General features: G+C 73.3%; 14 protein-coding genes and 1 tRNA gene. 11 read left to right on the top strand and 4 right to left on the bottom strand.

The features are described from left to right. Positions 1-2: 2 nt before the first annotated feature. The 9 genes from CCE02nite_RS01880 (at position 3) to CCE02nite_RS01840 (ending at position 13,548) form a co-directional block, all read left to right on the top strand. Positions 3-434: a DUF2752 domain-containing protein gene (locus tag CCE02nite_RS01880; RefSeq protein ID WP_141387666.1), complete on the top strand. Its 432-nt coding sequence runs from the start codon at positions 3-5 to the stop codon at positions 432-434. A 176-nt stretch (positions 435-610) separates the two neighbouring features. Beyond that, a complete protein-coding gene (gene trpC, locus CCE02nite_RS01875) occupies positions 611-1,423 on the top strand; it encodes an indole-3-glycerol phosphate synthase TrpC (protein WP_047232843.1) in 813 nt (270 codons plus the stop codon). A 127-nt stretch (positions 1,424-1,550) separates the two neighbouring features. Continuing rightward, entirely contained in the window at positions 1,551-2,819 is a 1,269-nt protein-coding gene (trpB, locus tag CCE02nite_RS01870) for a tryptophan synthase subunit beta (RefSeq protein ID WP_255318595.1), read from the top strand. Further along, positions 2,816-3,733, top strand: coding sequence for a tryptophan synthase subunit alpha (gene trpA, locus CCE02nite_RS01865; RefSeq protein ID WP_141387662.1), 918 nt, complete (start codon positions 2,816-2,818; stop codon positions 3,731-3,733). The genes trpB and trpA overlap by 4 nt, the downstream gene beginning before the upstream one ends. After that, positions 3,730-4,743: a prolipoprotein diacylglyceryl transferase gene (lgt, locus tag CCE02nite_RS01860; RefSeq protein ID WP_141387660.1), complete on the top strand. Its 1,014-nt coding sequence runs from the start codon at positions 3,730-3,732 to the stop codon at positions 4,741-4,743. Before trpA ends, lgt begins: the two co-directional genes overlap by 4 nt. A gap of 138 nt (positions 4,744-4,881) precedes the next feature. After that, positions 4,882-9,465 carry a glutamate synthase large subunit gene (gene gltB / locus CCE02nite_RS01855; RefSeq protein ID WP_141387658.1) on the top strand — a complete coding sequence of 1,528 codons (4,584 nt, stop codon included), beginning with the start codon at positions 4,882-4,884 and terminating at the stop codon, positions 9,463-9,465. Continuing rightward, positions 9,458-10,924: a glutamate synthase subunit beta gene (locus CCE02nite_RS01850; protein ID WP_141387656.1), complete on the top strand. Its 1,467-nt coding sequence runs from the start codon at positions 9,458-9,460 to the stop codon at positions 10,922-10,924. Before gltB ends, CCE02nite_RS01850 begins: the two co-directional genes overlap by 8 nt. A 112-nt stretch (positions 10,925-11,036) precedes the next feature. Beyond that, positions 11,037-12,467: a pyruvate kinase gene (gene pyk, locus CCE02nite_RS01845; protein ID WP_141387654.1), complete on the top strand. Its 1,431-nt coding sequence runs from the start codon at positions 11,037-11,039 to the stop codon at positions 12,465-12,467. A gap of 214 nt (positions 12,468-12,681) precedes the next feature. Continuing rightward, entirely contained in the window at positions 12,682-13,548 is an 867-nt protein-coding gene (locus CCE02nite_RS01840; protein ID WP_141387652.1) for a nucleotidyltransferase domain-containing protein, read from the top strand. On the opposite strand, the gene CCE02nite_RS01835 is transcribed toward CCE02nite_RS01840, so the two are convergent. The 3 genes from CCE02nite_RS01835 to CCE02nite_RS01825 all read right to left on the bottom strand — a co-directional run bounded on the left by CCE02nite_RS01835 (position 13,520) and on the right by CCE02nite_RS01825 (position 17,287). Further along, positions 13,520-14,848, bottom strand: a complete 1,329-nt coding sequence (locus tag CCE02nite_RS01835) for a glycosyltransferase (RefSeq protein ID WP_141387650.1) — start codon at positions 14,846-14,848, stop codon at positions 13,520-13,522. The genes CCE02nite_RS01840 and CCE02nite_RS01835 overlap by 29 nt on opposite strands. Beyond that, a complete protein-coding gene (locus tag CCE02nite_RS01830; protein ID WP_141387647.1) occupies positions 14,845-17,088 on the bottom strand; it encodes a glycoside hydrolase domain-containing protein in 2,244 nt (747 codons plus the stop codon). The genes CCE02nite_RS01835 and CCE02nite_RS01830 overlap by 4 nt, the downstream gene beginning before the upstream one ends. Positions 17,089-17,213: 125 nt before the next feature. Next, positions 17,214-17,287 (bottom strand) — tRNA-Leu (locus tag CCE02nite_RS01825). A gap of 191 nt (positions 17,288-17,478) precedes the next feature. Here CCE02nite_RS01825 and CCE02nite_RS01820 point away from each other — a divergent pair. Continuing rightward, positions 17,479-18,099 carry an ANTAR domain-containing response regulator gene (locus CCE02nite_RS01820; protein ID WP_053370758.1) on the top strand — a complete coding sequence of 207 codons (621 nt, stop codon included), beginning with the start codon at positions 17,479-17,481 and terminating at the stop codon, positions 18,097-18,099. A 235-nt stretch (positions 18,100-18,334) separates the two neighbouring features. After that, complete coding sequence (locus tag CCE02nite_RS01815) at positions 18,335-19,000, top strand: GNAT family N-acetyltransferase (protein ID WP_170227179.1); 666 nt, start codon at positions 18,335-18,337, stop codon at positions 18,998-19,000. A gap of 52 nt (positions 19,001-19,052) precedes the next feature. On the opposite strand, the gene CCE02nite_RS01810 is transcribed toward CCE02nite_RS01815, so the two are convergent. Then, entirely contained in the window at positions 19,053-19,436 is a 384-nt protein-coding gene (locus CCE02nite_RS01810) for a hotdog fold thioesterase (protein WP_141387971.1), read from the bottom strand. Positions 19,437-19,505: the final 69 nt, after the last annotated feature.

Raw genomic sequence — 19,505 nt, 5'->3', positions numbered from 1 at the left:
GCGTGACGTCCGAGGCCGTGCGACGTCGACGGGTCCCGCGTGCGGCGCAGGCTCCGCTCGCGGTGGGCGTCCTGGTCGCCGCGGCGACGGCCTACGTCGGCGCCGTCGACCCGAACCGCCCGGGGCACTACGTCACGTGTCCCCTCCTCGCGCTCACCGGCCTCGCGTGCCCGGGGTGCGGTGGCCTGCGCGCCACGCACGATCTCGTCCACCTCGACCTCGCCGCCGCCTGGTCGATGAACCCCCTGTGGGTCCTCGTCGCGCCGCTGCTCGTGGCGCTGTGGGCCACGTGGCTCGTGCGAGCCTGGCGGGGGCGCCCGGCTCCCCGTCTCCCGGTCTGGCTCGCGTGGGCCTCGCTGGGTGTCCTCGTGCTCTTCGGCGTCCTGCGGAACGTGCCCGCCCTCGTCCCGTGGCTCGGCCCGGTGGCAGCCTGAGACGGTCGGGCAGCCTTGCGGCGGTCGTCTCGGGGGCTGGGCCGTGGTCATCGTCACTCGGGGGCGGCTCTACGATGGCAGGTACCTCCCTGTCAACGGGTCGGCCGAACCTGTGGGTGCACGACGGCCGACCGGCCCGGCCGGGGGGCGGGAACGACACGGGGAGTGGTGGGACGATGACGGTTCTGGACGACATCGTCGCGGGCGTGCGCGAGGACCTCGCGGTGCGTCAGGCGGCGACCTCGCTCGACGAGCTGAAGGAACGTGCCGCCCGTGTCCCCGGGGCGCTCGAGGTCGTGAGCCGCCTCAAGGCGGACGACGCCGTCGCGGTCATCGCCGAGGTGAAGCGCTCGAGCCCCAGCAAGGGTGCGCTCGCCGCGATCTCCGACCCGGCCGAGCTCGCGGGGGAGTACGAGAAGGGCGGCGCGGCCGCGATCTCCGTGCTCACCGAGCAGCGCCGCTTCAACGGGAGCCTCGCCGACCTCGACGCGGTGCGCGCCCGGGTCGACGTCCCCGTGCTCCGCAAGGACTTCGTCGTGACGCCGTACCAGGTGTGGGAGGCACGGGCGCACGGCGCCGACATCGTCCTCCTCATCGTCGCCGCGCTCGAGCAGACGGTCCTCACGTCGCTCGTCGAGCGCGTCCACTCGCTCGGCATGACCGCCCTCGTCGAGGTGCACACGCTGGACGAGGTCTCGCGGGCGCTCGACGCCGGTGCGCGCGTCGTGGGCGTGAACTCGCGCGACCTCAAGACCCTCGACGTGGACCGCACGACGTTCGCGCGCCTCGCTCCCGCCATCCCGGACGAGGTCGTCCGCGTCGCCGAGTCCGGCGTGCGCGGCCCGCACGACGTCATGGACTACGCCCGTTCCGGTGCGCACGCGGTGCTCGTCGGCGAGGCGCTCGTGACCGACGACGCCCCGCGCTCGTCCGTCGCGGACCTCGTCGCGGCCGGGTCGCACCCGTCGCTGTGGTCCGTGCGGCCCTGAGGCACGACGGCCCCGTCCGTCACGCCGCAGGCGCCGCGCCCCGGCCCAGCACACCCCACCACGCAGGAGGACCGGCCCCGTGCCCGACTCGACACCTTCGACCACCCCCCGGAGCGCCGAGCACTCCGTGCGCGCCGACCTGACGCGCTCCCTCGCGACCCAGGAGGGTCCCTACTTCGGCGAGTTCGGCGGACGCTTCGTCCCCGAGGCGCTGATCGCCGCGCTGGACGAGCTCGAGACCGAGTACCGCAAGGCGCTCGACGACCCCGCGTTCGTCAACGAGCTCGCGCGTCTCCAGCGCGAGTACACCGGGCGCCCCAGTCCGCTCACCGAGGTGCCGCGCTTCGCCCAGCACGCGGGCGGCTCGCGCGTCTTCCTCAAGCGCGAGGACCTCAACCACACCGGCTCGCACAAGATCAACAACGTCCTCGGCCAGGCGCTGCTCGTCAAGCGCATGGGCAAGACGCGCGTGATCGCCGAGACCGGGGCGGGCCAGCACGGCGTCGCGACGGCCACGGCCGCGGCCCTGCTCGACCTCGAGTGCGTCGTGTACATGGGCGAGGAGGACACGCAGCGCCAGGCGCTCAACGTCGCCCGCATGCGCCTGCTCGGCGCGGAGGTCGTCCCGGTGACGATCGGGCTGCGCACGCTCAAGGACGCGATCAACGAGGCGCTGCGCGACTGGGTCGCGAACGTCGACACGACCCACTACCTCCTGGGTACGGTCACGGGACCGCACCCGTTCCCCGAGATGGTGCGCGAGTTCCACCGCGTCATCGGCGAGGAGGCACGCACGCAGATCCTCGACCGCATCGGTCGCCTGCCGGACGCGCTCGCGGCGTGCGTCGGCGGCGGGTCCAACGCGCTCGGCCTGTTCAACGCGTTCCTCGACGACGACGCGGTCGAGCTCTACGGCTTCGAGGCGGGGGGCGAGGGCGTGGAGACCGGTCGGCACGCGGCCCGCTTCAGCGGCGGCGCCCCGGGCGTCCTGCACGGTGCTCGCTCGTACCTGCTCCAGGACGACGACGGCCAGACCCTGCCCAGCCACTCCGTGTCGGCGGGGCTGGACTACCCGAGCGTCGGCCCGGCGCACTCGTGGCTGCACGACCTCGGTCGCGCGACCTACGAGCCCGTGACCGACACCGAGGCGATGGACGCGTTCCGGCTGCTGTGCCGCACGGAGGGCATCATCCCCGCGATCGAGTCGGCGCACGCGCTCGCGGGCGCGCTGCGGGTGGGCCGCCGGGCGGCCGAGGCCGGCCGCACGGACCACGTGATCCTGGTGAACCTCTCGGGGCGCGGGGACAAGGACGTCGCGACCGCCGCCCGGTGGTTCGACCTCGTGGACGACGACGCGATCGCCGAGACGGCGACGGGCACGGAGGGACAGCTGTGAGCGCGGCGCAGACCAAGGACGCCCCCGGGGCGCCGACGGCGGGGACGACGTCGGTCACGGCGCGTCGCCTGCTCGAGCTCCGCGCGGAGGGCCGTGCCGGGCTCGTGGGCTACCTGCCGGTCGGGTTCCCGACCGTCGACCGGTCGATCGAGGCGGCGCTCGCGCTCGTCGAGTCGGGCGTGGACGTGCTGGAGCTCGGCATCCCGTACACCGACCCGGTGATGGACGGCCCGGTCATCCAGGCCGCCGCGCAGACCGCGCTCGACGCGGGCGTCCGCGTCGCGGACGTGTTCCGCGTCGTCGCGGCCGTCACGGAGCGCACCGGCGGGCGGGTCCCCGTGCTCGTCATGACGTACTGGAATCCGGTCCTGCGCTACGGCGTCGACGCGTTCGCGCGCGACCTCGCCGCCGCCGGGGGCGCCGGGCTCATCACGCCCGACCTCATCCCCGACGAGGGCCGTGCCTGGCTGGACGCCTCGGAGGCGCACGGGCTCGACCGCGTCTTCCTGGTCGCGCCGAGCTCCACGGCCGAGCGGCTGCAGCTCACCGCGCGCGCGTCGCGCGGGTTCGTCTACGCCGCCTCGACGATGGGCGTCACGGGAGTGCGGGCGGCCGTCGGGCCGCAGGCGGCACGCCTCGTCGCCGACACGCGCGCCGCAGGAGCCGACCTCGTGTGCGTCGGGCTCGGCGTGTCGACGGCCGAGCAGGCCGCCGAGGTGGGCCGCTACGCCGACGGCGTCATCGTCGGCTCCGCGTTCGTCCGTCCCCTGCTCGCCGACGCGCCGTGGGACGAGCGGATCGCCGCCCTGAAGGTCGTCGCGGCGGGGCTCGCCGCGGGCGTGCGCTCCGGGCGGGAGAGGGCCGGCGGCGACGTCCCGGCCGCCACGACGACGTCCGGAGAGGTGGTCGCATGAGCGCCGCGCTCGCCGTCGGGCAGCTCGTGGAGGCCGCCGGTGCCCTGCCCGCCGCGATCCCGAGCCCCCCGCAGCACACGTGGTACCTCGGGCCGTTCCCGATCCGGGCCTACGCGCTCGCGATCCTCGCGGGCATCGCCGTGGCCCTGTGGCTCACGCGGCGCCGCTGGGTGGAGCGCGGGGGAGAGGCGGACGACGTCCTGGAGATCGCCTTCTGGGCGGTCCCGTTCGGGATCGTCGGCGGACGTCTGTACCACGTGTTCTCGACGCCGGACCCGTACTGGGGCCCGAACGGCGACCCCGTCCGCGCGCTCTACGTCTGGGAGGGCGGCCTCGGCATCTGGGGCGCTGTCGCGCTGGGTGCGGTCGGCGCGTACATCGGGTGCCGCCGCCAGCGCGTGAGCTTCCCGGCGTTCGCGGACGCCCTCGCGCCCGGGCTGCTGCTCGCGCAGGCCGTCGGCCGCCTCGGCAACTGGTTCAACCAGGAGCTCTTCGGCGGGCCCACGACGCTGCCCTGGGGGCTGCGCGTCGACGACTCCGTGGCCGCCGCGGCGGGCTATCCGCCGGGCACCCTGTTCCACCCGACGTTCCTCTACGAGATGGTCTGGAACATCGGTGCTGCCCTGCTCCTGATCTACCTGGACCGTCGGTTCCGGCTGGGTCATGGTCGGGTATTCTGGCTCTACGTCTTCGTCTACACGCTCGGTCGGGTGTGGATCGAGATGCTGCGCATCGACGAGGCCGAGCTCGTCCTCGGCCTCCGGCTGAACGTCTGGACCTCGATCCTGGTCGGCGTCGGTGCGTTGATTGCGTTTATCGTTGTCGGGCGTCGCCACCCCGGGCGCGAGGAGACGGTGTCCCTCGACGCTCCGGACGAGGCGTCCACCACGGGGTCCGAGGAGCCGGTCGAGGAGTCGACCGACGACGAGGACCCCTCGACGACCGAGGACTCCGACGACTCGGAGGAGTCCGAGCAGGCAGATGCCGCGCGACCAGACCCCGGTCGCTGAGCATCCGTCATTCATAGGCGAATCCGCCGGGCGACCGCCCGGTGGGTTCTGTCATGTCCATAGGGCCGACGACGTCCCGAATCCCCCAGCTGGAACCAGCCCGGCCGTCTCGGTCGGGCGCCTGTGAGGACGGTGTTGATGACCACGCCGCAGTATCGGGACGCGCACCGGGCACCTGCCCTGTCCGCCCCTCCCACGGCATCCGGTCTGTACGACCCCGCCGCCGAGCACGACGCGTGCGGCGTCGCCTTCGTGGCGACGCTCCGCGGCACGCCCGGACGCGACATCGTTGACGCGGGCCTGACGGCCCTGCTCAACCTCGACCACCGCGGCGCCGTCGGCGCCGAGGAGAACAGCGGCGACGGCGCCGGGATCCTCACGCAGATCCCCGACGCGTTCGTGCGCGACGTGGTCGACGCGGAGCTCCCGCCCGCCGGGCACTACGCCATCGGCATGGCCTTCCTCCCGCAGGACGCCGGAGCGGCCGCGGAGGCGGCCCGCGGCGTCGAGGCGATCGCGGCCGAGGAGAAGCTCGAGGTCCTCGCGTGGCGCGACGTGCCCGTGACCGCCGACCTCGTCGGCCCGAGCGCCCGCGCGTCCATGCCGCTGTTCCGCCAGGTCGTCGTCGCGGACCCCGCGCGCGAGCTGTCCGGCGTCGAGCTCGACCGTCGCACCTACCGCCTGCGCAAGCGGGCGGAGAACGAGCTCGGCCTGTTCTTCGCCTCGCTCTCGGCACGCACCCTCACGTACAAGGGCATGCTCACGACGGCGCAGCTCGAGCCGTTCTTCCCCGACCTGTCCGACCCGCGGTACGCGAGCGAGATCGCGCTCGTGCACTCGCGGTTCTCGACGAACACGTTCCCGTCGTGGCCGCTCGCGCAGCCGTTCCGGATGATCGCGCACAACGGCGAGATCAACACGGTGCGCGGCAACCGCAACTGGATGGCGGCGCGCGAGGGCACCCTCGCGAGCGACGCCGTCGGCGACCTCGCGCCGCTCCTGCCGGTGTGCTCGGAGGGCTCGAGCGACTCGGCGAGCTTCGACGAGGTGCTCGAGCTCCTGCACCTGTCGGGCCGCTCGCTGCCGCACGCCGTGCTCATGATGGTCCCCGAGGCGTGGGAGAACCACGCCGACATGGACCCGGACCTGCGCGCGTTCTACGAGTACCACTCGACGCTCATGGAGCCGTGGGACGGCCCGGCGTGCCTGAACTTCACCGACGGGACGCTGATCGGCGCGGTCCTGGACCGCAACGGTCTGCGCCCGGGGCGGTACTGGGTGACCGAGGACGGCCTCGTCGTGCTGGCGAGCGAGGCGGGCGTGCTCGACCTCGACCCCGCGACGATCGTCCGCAAGGGCCGCCTCGAGCCGGGACGCATGTTCCTCGTCGACACCGGCCAGGGCCGGATCATCGAGGACGAGGAGATCAAGTCCCAGCTCGCCGCGCAGCGCCCGTACGCGCAGTGGGTCGCGGAGAACGCGGTCTACCTCGACCAGCTCCCCGAGCGCGAGCACGTCGCGCACAGCCCCGCGTCCGTCGAGCGCCGCCAGCGCGCCTTCGGGTACACGCAGGAGGAGCTCAAGGTCATCCTCACCCCGATGGCGAACACGGGGGCGGAGCCGCTGGGCGCGATGGGCACGGACACGCCCATCGCCGTCCTCGCGAAGCGGCCGCGCCTGCTGTTCGACTACTTCACGCAGATGTTCGCGCAGGTGACGAACCCGCCGCTCGACGCGATCCGCGAGGAGCTCGTCACGTCCATCGGCGGCGCGATCGGCCCGGAGCCGAACCTGCTCGTCGACACGCCCGAGCACGCGCGCAAGCTCATGCTGCCGTTCCCCGTGCTCGACAACGACCAGCTCGCCAAGATCATCCGCGTCGACAAGGACCCGAAGCTCGCCGGCATCTTCCGTGCCGTGACGATCAAGGGCCTGTACCGCGTCGCGGGGGGCGGCGAGTCGCTGCTCGCCCGGCTCGAGGAGATCTTCGCGGAGGTCGACGAGCACGTCGCCGCGGGCGCGAGCTTCATCGTGCTGTCGGACCGCGACTCGGACGCCGAGCACGCCCCGATCCCGTCGCTGCTCCTGTCGAGCGCGGTGCACCACCACCTGCTGCGCCGTCACACGCGCACCCAGGTGTCGCTCGTCGTCGAGGCCGGCGACGTGCGCGAGGTGCACCACGTCGCGCTGCTCATCGGCTACGGCGCGGCCGCGGTCAACCCGTACCTCGCCATGGAGACGGTCGAGGACCTCGCGCGCCGCGGCTACCTCACGGTCGACCCGGCGAAGGCCGTCGCGAACCTCATCAAGGGGCTCGGCAAGGGCGTGCTCAAGGTCATGAGCAAGATGGGTATCTCGACCATCTCCTCGTACCGCGGCGCCCAGGTCTTCGAGGCGGTCGGCCTGTCCCACGACCTCGTGCAGGCGTTCTTCACGGGCACGACGTCGCGCCTCAGCGGCATCGGGCTCGACGTCGTCGCGGCCGAGGTCGCGGCGCGCCACGTCGACGCGTACCCCAAGTCCGGCAACCACCGCCCGCACGTGCGCCTCACGACGGGCGGCGAGTACCAGTGGCGCCGGGACAGCGAGGAGCACCTGTTCGACCCGGAGACGGTGTTCCGCCTCCAGCACTCGACGCGCGAGCGCCGGTTCGACATCTTCCGCCAGTACACGCACCGCGTGGACGAGCAGTCCTCGCGGCTCATGACGCTGCGTGGCCTCCTCGCGCTGCGGGAGGGCGAGCGCCCCGCGGTCCCGCTCGACGAGGTCGAGCCCGTGAGCGAGATCGTCAAGCGCTTCAACACGGGCGCCATGTCCTACGGGTCGATCTCCGCGGAGGCGCACGAGACCCTCGCGATCGCGATGAACCGTCTGGGCGGCCGGTCGAACACCGGCGAGGGCGGCGAGGACCCGGAGCGCCTGTACGACCCGGAGCGTCGCTCCAAGGTGAAGCAGATCGCGTCGGGGCGCTTCGGCGTCACGAGCGAGTACCTGACGAACGCGGACGACATCCAGATCAAGCTCGCCCAGGGCGCCAAGCCCGGCGAGGGCGGTCAGCTCCCGGGCCACAAGGTGTACCCGTGGGTCGCCAAGACCCGGCACTCGACGCCGGGCGTCGGGCTCATCTCGCCGCCGCCGCACCACGACATCTACTCGATCGAGGACCTCGCGCAGCTCATCCACGACGCGAAGAACGCGAACCCGGCGGCGCGCATCCACGTCAAGCTCGTCTCCGAGTTCGGCGTCGGGACGGTCGCGACGGGCGTGTCCAAGGCGCACGCGGACGTCGTCCTCATCTCGGGCCACGACGGCGGCACGGGCGCGAGCCCGCTGACGTCGCTCAAGCACGCGGGCACGCCGTGGGAGATCGGCCTCGCCGAGACCCAGCAGACCCTCGTGCTCAACAACCTGCGCGACCGCATCGTCGTCCAGGTCGACGGCCAGATGAAGACCGGCCGCGACGTCGTCGTGGCGGCGCTGCTCGGCGCCGAGGAGTTCGGCTTCGCCACCGCCCCCATGGTCGTCTCGGGCTGCGTCATGATGCGCGTCTGCCACCTGGACACGTGCCCGGTCGGCGTCGCGACGCAGAACCCCGAGCTGCGGGCGCGGTTCACGGGTAAGCCGGAGTTCGTCGTGAACTTCTTCGAGTTCATCGCGGAGGAGGTGCGCGAGTACCTGGCGCGCCTCGGGTTCCGGAGCATCGAGGAGGCGATCGGCCACGTCGAGTACCTCGACACGCGGCAGGCGATCGACCACTGGAAGGCGCAGGGTCTCGACCTCGCGCCCATCCTCGAGAAGCCCGTCCCCGTCGAGGGCGCGTCGCTGCGGAACACCACGACGCAGGACCACGGCCTGGAGAAGGCGCTCGACAACCAGCTCGTCGCGCTGGCCGAGGACGCGCTCGAGCGGCGCGAGCCGGTGCGGATCTCGCTGCCGGTGCGCAACGTCAACCGCACCGTGGGCACGATGCTCGGTCACGAGGTGACCAAGCGGTTCCGCGGTGAGGGCCTGCCCGACGACACGATCGACGTGACCCTCACCGGGTCCGCCGGCCAGTCGCTCGGCGCGTTCCTCCCGCGCGGCGTCACGCTGCGCCTGTTCGGCGACGCGAACGACTACGTCGGCAAGGGCCTGTCGGGCGGGCGGATCGTCGTGCGCCCGGACCGCAACGCGGTCCTCACCGGGTCGAGCAACGTCGTGGCGGGCAACGTCATCGGCTACGGCGCGACATCCGGCGAGATCTTCCTGCGCGGTCGCGTCGGGGAGCGCTTCGGCGTCCGCAACTCGGGCGCGACCCTCGTCGTCGAGGGCGTGGGCGACCACGGCTGCGAGTACATGACGGGCGGCACGGTGGTCGTGCTCGGCCCGACCGGGCGCAACTTCGGCGCCGGCATGTCCGGCGGCACCGCGTACGTGCTCGACCTGCGGGAGGGTGCCGTGAACACGAGCGCGCTCGCGACGGGCGAGCTCGGTCTGAGCCCGCTCGAGGACGCCGAGGTGGCGCTCGTCGAGCAGCTCGTGCGTCGTCACCACGAGGAGACCCGGTCGCCGCTCGCGGCCGAGCTCCTCGAGGACTTCCCCGCGGCTGTCCAGCGCTTCACGCGCGTGCTGCCGACCGACTTCGCCCGCATGCGCTCGGCGCTCGAGAAGGCCGAGTCGGCCGGGCTCGACCCCGCGGCTCCGGGTGTGTGGGACCAGATCTTGGAGGTGGCCCGTGGCTGACCCCCGCGGATTCCTGAAGGTGCGGGAGCGTGAGCTCCCGCCCAACCGCCCGGTGGCCGTGCGCCTGCGGGACTGGAAGGACGTGCACGCGCACCTCGAGGAGGGCCAGGTCTTCCTCAAGGAGCAGGCGGGACGCTGCATGGACTGCGGCATCCCGTTCTGCCACCAGGGGTGCCCGCTCGGCAACCTCATCCCGGAGTGGAACGACCTCGTCTACCGCGACCAGTGGGCGGACGCGATCGACCGCCTGCACGAGACGAACAACTTCCCGGAGTTCACCGGTCGCGTGTGCCCGGCACCGTGCGAGTCGAGCTGCGTGCTCGGCATCAACCAGCCGGCCGTCACCATCAAGAACGTCGAGGTCTCGATCATCGACGAGGCGTTCGCCCGCGGCTACGTCACGCCGCAGGTGCCGCAGCGCCTCACGGGGTCGACCGTCGCCGTCGTGGGTTCCGGTCCCGCCGGGCTCGCCGCGGCGCAGCAGCTCACGCGCGCCGGCCACACGGTCGCCGTGTACGAGCGGGACGACGCGATCGGCGGGCTGCTGCGCTACGGCATCCCCGACTTCAAGCTCGAGAAGCTGCACATCGACCGACGCGTCGCGCAGATGGAGGCCGAGGGAACGCGCTTCCGCCCGGGCGTCGAGATCGGCGTCGACATCACGTGGGACGACCTGCGCGCACGGTACGACGCCGTCGTGGTCGCCACGGGCGCGACCGTCCCGCGCGACCTGTCGATCCCCGGTCGCGAGCTCGACGGCATCCACTTCGCCATGGACTTCCTGCACCAGGCGAACGCCGTCGTGGCCGGTCGCGAGGTGGCCGACCAGATCACGGCCACCGGCAAGCACGTCATCGTCATCGGTGGCGGCGACACCGGGTCGGACTGCCTCGGCACCTCGCTGCGCCAGGGCGCGGCGAGCGTGACGACGCTCGCGATCGGCAAGCAGCCGCCGCTCGAGCGGTCCGCGACCCAGCCGTGGCCGACGGACCCGATCCTGTTCGAGGTGTCCTCGTCCCACGAGGAGGGCGGCGAGCGCGAGTTCCTCGCGTCGACCGTCGAGTTCCTGGGCGACGAGGACGGAGCCGTGCGCGCGCTGCGCGTCGCGGAGACCGAGTACCTGCCCGACGGCCGTCGCGTGCCCAAGGAGGGCACCGAGCGCGAGATCCCCGCGGACCTCGTGCTCGTCGCGATGGGCTTCACCGGGCCGGAGACGGCGACCATCACGACCCAGGCCGGCACGGACCTCACGAGCCGCGGCCTCGTGGCGCGCGGCGACGACTTCGCGTCGTCGCTGCCGGGGGTCTTCGTGGCCGGCGACGCGGGTCGTGGGCAGTCGCTGATCGTGTGGGCGATCGCCGAGGGTCGGGCGGCGGCGGCTTCCGTCGACGCCTACCTTCAGGGAGGGACCGAGCTGCCCGCGCCCGTGCGCGCGAACACCGTGTCCTTGCGCGCTTGACGTGCACCCCGACGTCGGGTGTCCGGCGCCGGGACGATGAGCGGGGCATCCTAGGGAGGGGCACCCCGCGACGACCGGCTCCCGGCCGGTCGGAAGACTAGAGGCTGGAGATATGCGCAGAGCAAAGATCGTCTGCACCATCGGACCCGCGACCGAGTCGAAGGAGCAGCTCCGCGCGCTCGTCGACGCGGGCATGGACGTGGCGCGGATCAACCGCAGCCACGGCAGCGCCGAGGAGCACGCGGCCGTCTACCACGGCGTGCGCGAGGCCGCCGCCGAGTCGGGCCGCTCCGTGGCGGTCCTCGTCGACCTCCAGGGGCCGAAGATCCGTCTGGGCCGCTTCGCGGGCGACGAGAAGCACTGGCTCGAGGAGGGTGACACCTTCACGATCACGACCGAGGACGTCGTCGGCACCAAGGAGCTCGTCTCCACGACGCACAAGGGCCTGCCCGGCGACGCGCGCGTCGGCGACCCGATCCTCATCGACGACGGCAAGGTGCTCGTCCGCGTCACCGCCGTCGAGGGCCCGCGCGTCGTGACGCGCGTCGAGGTCGCCGGCCCGGTGTCGAACAACAAGGGCCTGAACCTCCCGGGCGTCGCCGTCTCCGTGCCGGCGCTGTCCGAGAAGGACCAGGACGACCTGCGCTGGGCGCTCAAGCTCGGTGCCGACATCATCGCGCTGTCGTTCGTGCGGTCCGCGAAGGACTTCGAGGACGTCAAGCGGATCATGGACGAGGAGGGCCGCACGGTCCCCGTCGTCGCCAAGATCGAGAAGCCGCAGGCCGTCGACAACCTCGCCGAGATCGTCGACGCGTTCGACGGCGTCATGGTCGCCCGCGGCGACCTCGCGGTCGAGCTCCCGCTCGAGCAGGTCCCGCTCGTCCAGAAGCGCATCGTCGAGCTCGCGCGTCGCAACGCCAAGCCCGTCATCGTCGCGACGCAGGTGCTCGAGTCCATGACGAACTCGCCGCGCCCGACGCGCGCCGAGGCGTCCGACTGCGCCAACGCCGTCCTCGACGGCGCCGACGCGGTCATGCTCTCGGGCGAGACCAGCGTGGGCGAGTACCCGATCCTCACGGTCCAGACGATGGCCCGCATCATCGAGGCGACGGAGGAGGCCGGCCGCGAGCGCATCGCGCCGCTCGGCTCGACCCCGCACACGCGCGGTGGCGCCATCACGCGTGCCGCTGCCGAGATCGGCGAGATCCTGGGCGCGAAGTACCTCGCGACGTTCACGCAGTCGGGCGACTCCGCGCGCCGCATGTCGCGCCTGCGCTCGTCCATCCCGCTGCTCGCCTTCACGCCGCGCGAGCACGTGCGCAACGTCCTGTCGCTCACGTGGGGCACCCAGACGTACCAGGTGCCCGAGGTGGAGAACACGGACGCGATGGTCGGCCAGGTCGACACGACCCTCCAGGCCAACGGCCTCGCCGAGGTCGGCGACCTCGTGGTCGTCGTCTCCGGCGCCCCCGTGGGCCAGCCGGGCACGACGAACTCGATCCTCGTGCACAAGATCGGCGACCACTCCGACACGCGCGCCTGACGCGGTCGCGCCCGTGAGGGCGCGTCTTCGCGCAGAGCCCGACGGCGGCGCCCCTTCCCGGGGGCGCCGCCGTCGGTCGTCTCCCGGTCCGGCAGTGTCGTCGAGCCGCCCCGGCGGGTCGCCCCGAGGAGGAGGCCCGGGCCGTCGCCTCCGGTGCGTCGCCGGGCACGGAAAGCGCGCGACACGGAGCTCGTCGCGGCCCTACCGTCGCGGGATGCGTGCCGTGCCGGACTCCCTGGAACCTGCGGTCGTGCGTCGGGTCGACGCACGGCTGGACGCGGTCGTGCGCGACGAGCAGGTCGCCATGCCGCTCGCGGTGGAGAGCGGGAGCCGTGCCTGGGGGTTCCCTTCGCCGGACTCGGACTACGACTGCCGGTTCGTCTACGTGCGGCCGGTGGCGGACTACCTGGACCCGTGGCCGCGGCGCGACGTCGTCGAGACGCCGCTGGACGCGGTGCTCGACGTGAACGGCTGGGACCTGATCAAGGCGGTGCGCCTGCTCGTGCGCGGCAACGCGACGCTGCTCGAGTGGCTGCGGTCGCCGATCGTGTACCGGGGGGACGCCGAGTTCCGGGCCGACCTGCTCGCGCTCGCGGGGCGGGTGGTCGACCGCGACGCGCTGCGGAGGCACTACCTGCACGTCGCGCTCGGTCAGCGGGACCGGTGGTGGACGGACCGCGAGGTGCCGCTCAAGAAGGTCTTCTACGCCGTGCGCCCCGCGGCGACGTCGCGATGGTTGCGCGTTCGTCGGGACGACGCGGTGCCGCCGATGGACCTCGCCACCCTGCTCGTGGAGGGTGAGGTGCCGGACGACGTGGTGCGCGCGGCGTCGGACCTGGTCGCGCGCAAGGCGGTCTCGCGCGAGATGGGCGCGGGAGCGGTGCCGGTTCCGCTCTCGCGGTTCGTGTCCGAGGAGCTGTCCCTCGCGTCCGCGGCAGGGGACCGGCATGACGGCGACCGTGCGGCCGCGCGGGCGGTCGCCGCCGCGTCCTTCCGGGACCTCGTCGAGCGGTACGGCCCGCCGGACGCCGCCCCCGGGCCAGGTGCAGCTCTCAGGCCCGCACCGGCCGCAGGCCGCTGACCCAGCGCGGGGCGGTGGGCGACGTCACGAGACGGGCGAGCATCGCGTCGAGGACGGCGGCCCGGTCGAACTGCAGCGCGTACGTCCGGGCCGCGTCGGCGCGCGCCCGTCGCGCCGGGGTGTCGAGGGAGAGCGCCTCGTCGAGCGCGTGCGCGACCGCGGCAGGGGAGTGCGTCGGGACGATCGTCGCGTGCGGGCCGACAGCCTCGCCGATGCCGCCGGTGTCCGTGGTGATCACCGGCCCCCCGCCGGAGAGCATCGCCTCGGCGAGCGCGATGCCGAACGTCTCGACGAACTCGGGGCGTGGCTTGCTCGGGAGGACGAACGCGGCGCTGCCGGCCATGAGGTGTGGCTTGCCGGCATCGTCGACGTCGTCGAGGAAGACGATCCGGTCGGCGGCCGGGCTCGCTGCGGCCCGGGCGCGCAGGGCGACCTCGGCCGGACCACGGCCCGCGACGACGAGGCGGGCGCCGGCGGCGCGGGTGGACAGTGCGAACCCGTCGATCAGGTCGTCGACGCCCTTCGCGGCGGCGAGGCGGGACAGGAAGAGCACGTACGGGCGGTCGTCCAGGCCGCGGGCGGCGAGCACGTCCCGCGTGACCGCCGGGTCGAGACCGGTGTACGCGCTGGTGTCGATCGCCGGGTAGGAGACCTCCACGCGCTCGGCGCACTGCTCGGCGAAGAAGGTCCCGTGCCGGTCGTCGATCTCCTGGGCGCACGCCACCACGAGGTCGCGCGTGTATCGGGAGACGGCGACGCACAGGTCGCTCGCCAGGTACCCGGACAGGACGTGCGCGGCGGCCCCGAAGCGGCCGTCCTCGACGCACGAGCGGACGACGTTCGTCACGTCGGATCCGACCGCCTCGGCGATCGTGGCGACCTCGACGGGGAGCCCGGTGCTGCGAGCCACGCGCACGGCGTCGGTCACCGCGGTCGTGTGCGGACTGAGGTAGAGCGAGAGGCAGACCGTGGGCACGCCGTCGGTGAAGAGCTCGACGAGGCGGCCGGTGAGCCCGGCGAGGTATCGGCCGTCGGGCACCTTGTAGTCGCCGACGGGACCCGGCCGCTCGACCGTGATGCCCGCGCTGTAGGGCAGGACGGTGTCGAGCGGCTTGAGCGGGAGCCCTGCGGCCTCGAGGCGCTCGACGGGCCAGGTCACGATCCGCACGTCCGTGAACCCGCGGTCCAGCGCGGCCTCGGCGAGGTTGCGGGCCTCGCCCGAGTGGCCGCAGATCACGGGGTCGGCGCGCACCACGACGACGAGGCGGCGGGCGGGCGTCGGGCGCGGGGTGGTGGTCATGACGTCTCCGGGATCTGGTCGGGGGCGTGGGGCGTCGTGCTTCCGTCGGGGTACGACGGCGGTCGGTGCTCGGGCGCGGTGCCCCACCCGGCGGGCTCGGGCCCGAGCTCGAGCAGGAGCCGCCCGCCGCGGCGCACGCGCGTCGCAGGGAGCCAGGTGCGGTCGAGCGGCTGCCCGTCGAGCCACGCGGCGCGCACGTACTGCGGCCCGGTGGTCGGCCCCGGCTCGACGAAACCGGTCGTCTCGACGGTCAGCACGCCGCCCGGCAGGCGGAGACGGGACTCGGCGAACGACGGCGCGTTCACGAGGAAGATGCCCTGCCCGGCGACGGGGAAGAGTCCGAGCGAGGCCCAGACGTACCACGAGCTGAGCGCTCCCGAGTCGTCGTTGCCCGGGAGGCCACCGGGGCCCGTGCCGAAGCGCTGGTGGACCGCGGCGTGCACCACCTCGGCGGTGCGGTCCGGGCGGCCCGCGTAGTGGTACGCCCACGGGGCGTCCATGTCGGGCTCGTTGTTGAGGCCCTCGAACCGGTTCAGCGCGTACCCGGCGGCCATCTCGGCAACGCCCGGCCGTCTCCCGGGCTGGGTGACGGGCGGGGCGCCGAACCCGAAGAACCGGTCGAGCAGCGCGACGAACGCGTCGTCGCCGCCCGCGAGCGCGATCCTGGCCGCCATGTCGTGCACCAGGCGGAAGGAGTAGTTCCACCGGCCGCCCTCGTAGAAGGTGGAGTCGCGCAGGAGTCCGGTCGCGGGGTCGAACGCCGCGGTCCAGCCCTGCGCGCGCAGCGCGAGCTCCTCGGCGAGTGCGCGGTCTCCGACGCGGCGCGCCACGCGCGCGGTGCACCAGTAGCCGAACGCGAGGTCGAGCGTGTGGCTGATCGGGTGCGCGACGCCGTGCAGGAGGTACTCCTCGCCGTAGGTCCGGCGCAGGTCGGCGTGCAGGTGCACGAGCGCCCAGTCCCAGTCGATGCCGGGGACGTCGAGGGCGCACAGGTCGGCGAGGAACGTGTGCGCGAGCGCGCTCGCCTGGCGTGAGAACCGGTCGGCCCCGCGGGCCATCCGGTACCCGATCGGGAAGTTCCCTTCCTCCTCGCAGACGTGCAGGAGCGCGGTCGCGAGCTCGACGGCGCGGTCGGGCCAGAAGGTCGTGAGGAGCGGGAGCTGGGTCCTGTAGATGTCCCACATCGTCGACACGTCGAACGCGAACGGCGTGTCGCCGGGCCAGAACGGGCTCTCGCCCGGGGCGAGGCAGGGCTTGAGCAGCGCGTGGTACAGGGCCGTCGAGAAGACCGTGCGGCGTGCCGGGTCCGGGCACCCGACCTCGACCAGGTCGAGGTGCTGCGCCCACGTCGTCGTGGTGCCCTCGTGCCGGGTGGCGAAGGCCGCGGGGCCGGGGCCGCAGTCCGCGCGGAGGTTCGCGCGCGCCTGCTCGGGCCCGCGCAGCGAGAAGCCGAGACGGACCTCGACGACCTGACCGGCCGTCGTCGGGCCCGCCCAGAGGAGTCCGAAGGGGCGCAGAGTCGTCGGCCGGATGTCCGCGAAGTCCAGGCGGGTGCTGCCCGGCATGAGGCGGCGGTCGTACCAGAGCATCTGCCGCCACGGGTGCGCGTCGCACTCGAGGTGGACGGCGAGCGGCGCGCCCTCGACGACGATCTTGCCGGCGGCCGTCCCCGGCCCGAGCGTCGCGAGGTGGGCGCGGAGCGGGACGGTCGTGCCGTACGGGATCGCCAGGCCGCCGAGCGAGAGGTCGACGACGAGGCGCGCGTCGGGGTGCGCGGGGAACGTGTAGCGGTGGACGGCGCTCTTGGGCCCGACCGTGACCTCGCACCGGACCCCGTTGCCGAGCGTGGCGGCGTAGTAGCCGGGGGAGGCGTCCTCGTCGAGGAGGTCCCATCGCCGGCCGAGCGCGTCGAGCGGCTCGAGCATGGGCGTCACGCGCACGTAGTTGTAGTACTTGCGGATCGCCCCCGTGCCGGACTGCTGGAAGTGCGTGAAGCCCGACGCGACCGGGTGGTCGAACAGGGTGGGAGGCACGCCCTCGGTGCCGAGGTCGTACCGGCCGTACCCCGTCGGGTACGCGCCCGAGTAGGCGCACGCCGAGACCATGCCGAGCGGGTGCGTGGCCCCGGGGTGGGTGTTGCCGACGAGCGGCTTGGGGGACCACCACGTCGCGGCGAGGCCGGTCGGCGTCGGGAGATCGGTCACACCCGTCCCCACGAACGGGTCCACGTGCTCGAGCACCGTCACCTCCGTCCCGGGCGCGAGGAACGTGCCCTGCTCGGGACGGTACGAGCGAGGTGTGTCGAGGGTGTTTCCTGCGGTTTCCTGCGCGTCACGACGCCGGGACGAGGCCAGGAGGTAGAGGGTGCCCCGGGTGGGATTCGAACCCACACTGGATCGGGTTTGAGCCGAACGCCTCTGCCGGTTGGGCTACCGGGGCGGTGCGCGGCGGGGTCGGTCACCGGGTCCGCAGCGCGTGCACCATCGAACCACACGCGCGTGCCTTCACGAGAATCACACTCCTCCGAGGGCGAAACGCGGGGGCGGCAGGGGGTGCGGCGCACTACAGTGAACCCCGTGAGTGACCAGACAGCGCAGCCCGAGGACAAGCAGCCGCTCGACCTGCCCCCGATGATCGAGCCCGAGCCCGCCGCGACCCCCGCCCCGTCGGGCCGCCCCGCGCGCCGCGCGGTCGTCGCCGAGGACGAGGCCCTGATCCGTCTCGACGTGGTCGAGACGCTGCGCGATGCCGGGTTCGACGTCGTCGGCGAGGCCGGCGACGGCGCCACGGCGGTGAAGCTGGCGCTCGAGCTCAAGCCCGACGTCGTCGTCATGGACGTGAAGATGCCCGAGCTCGACGGCATCTCCGCCGCGGAGCAGATCGGCAAGGCGCACGCTGCGCCCGTCGTCCTGCTGACGGCGTTCTCGCAGGCGGAGCTCGTCGAGCGGGCGCGTGACGCGGGGGCCATGGCCTACGTCGTCAAGCCGTTCACGCCGGCGGACCTGCTGCCCGCGGTCGAGATCGCGATCTCGCGCTACTCGCAGATCACGGCGCTCGAGTCCGAGGTGGCCGACCTCGCGGAGCGCTTCGAGACGCGCAAGCGCGTGGACCGCGCCAAGGGTCTGCTCATGACGAAGATGGGCCTGTCGGAGCCGGAGTCGTTCCGCTGGATCCAGAAGACGTCGATGGACCGCCGCCTCACCATGCGCGAGGTCGCGGACGCCGTCATCGAGCAGGTCGGCGGCGCCTGAGCCGCACCGGCGACCGATCGGCCGTGGCCGGGGTCCTGAGCAGGACCTTTGTCACGGCGCCCCGGGCGGGCTATCGTCTTGGACTGGCGTCCAGTAGTTCCCGGGGCGGTGGACACGCGGTCGCCACGTAGTGCTCAGTCGACGGCCGACGGCGCCGTCCGAGCGACGTGGAACCATCTCACGCCCCACGTCCCTCGGTGCCGTCGGTCCTACGGTGCGAACGAGGAGGAGCGCAGTGCGCCCAGCAGTGGAGGTCAGGCCCGCGGTCGGTGACGACCTGCCGGGAATCGCTGTGCTGTGCTCGGAGGCCCGGCGCGAGTCGGCGTCCGGCGCCCAGATCTGCGCGCCCGACGAGGACCGGCTGGTCCGGCACCTGTCGGTGCTGCTGACGCTGCCCGGCGGCAACGTCCTCGTCGCCCTGCACGACGGCCGCCCCGTCGGGTTCGTGCTGGCGCGCGTGCTCGACCCGCACCTGTTCGCCGACGAGCCCAGCCTGTACGTCGAGGCCGTCTACGTCGGCGAGGAGGCGCGCCGCCGCGGCGTGGGCCATGCGCTGCTCAGCGCCACCGCCGACCTCGCCGCCACCTCGGGTGCGACGCACGTCTACTCGGTGCCGATCCCCGGCTCGCGCGGCGTCCAGCGCTTCCTGGCGCGGCTCGGCTTCGGCCCGGTCGCGGGCCACCGCGTCGTGTCGACGGCGGTGCTCCAGCGCCGCCTCGCGGCCGACCTCACGCCCACCCGCCGGGGCACCCGGTCCCTCGAAGATCTCATCGCGCGCCGCCGTCGCGCCCGGACCGAGACGATGTCCGGTCCCGTCGACCTGCGCGAGTTCCAGGCGGAGTACCGCAGCCGCAGCGGCGTGGTGACACCGGTCGAGGCCCGCGAGACGCTGCCCGGCTGAGCCGGCGGCCGCCCGCCGGCCAGAGCGGCCGGCGGGCTCCGTGACGTCCTGGTCAGTCCAGGCTGAGGATCATGCACGTCAGGCGTGCCGTGCACACGCGACGCCCCTCGTCGTCGGACACCACGATCTCGTAGCTCGCCGTCGTGCGGCCGCGGTGGACCGCGACGGCCTCACCGTGGACCCAGCCGTCGCGCACCCCCCGGTGGTGCGTCGCGTTGACCTCGATCCCCACCGCGGCGCGCCCGGGTCCGCCGTGGAGCTGGGCGGCGATCGACCCGAGCGTCTCGGCGAGCACCACCGACGCGCCACCGTGCAGCAGCCCGGCGGGCTGCGTGTTGCCCGCGACCGGCATGCGGGCGGTGACGCGGTCTGCGCCCACCTCGTCCAGCTCGATGCCCATGCGCTCGATGAGCGTGCCCGCGGTGCGCAGGCCCATGGCCTCGTAGGCGTGGCGCGGAGCGTCGGGGCCGCCCGTCGCGGCGGGCGCGGGCGCGGTGGGGTCGGT

This window comes from Cellulosimicrobium cellulans (assembly GCF_006539945.1).
GTDB lineage: Bacteria > Actinomycetota > Actinomycetes > Actinomycetales > Cellulomonadaceae > Cellulosimicrobium > Cellulosimicrobium cellulans.
Note: the sequence above shows the minus strand (reverse complement) of the source record. Positions and strands in the feature narration are given on the sequence as shown.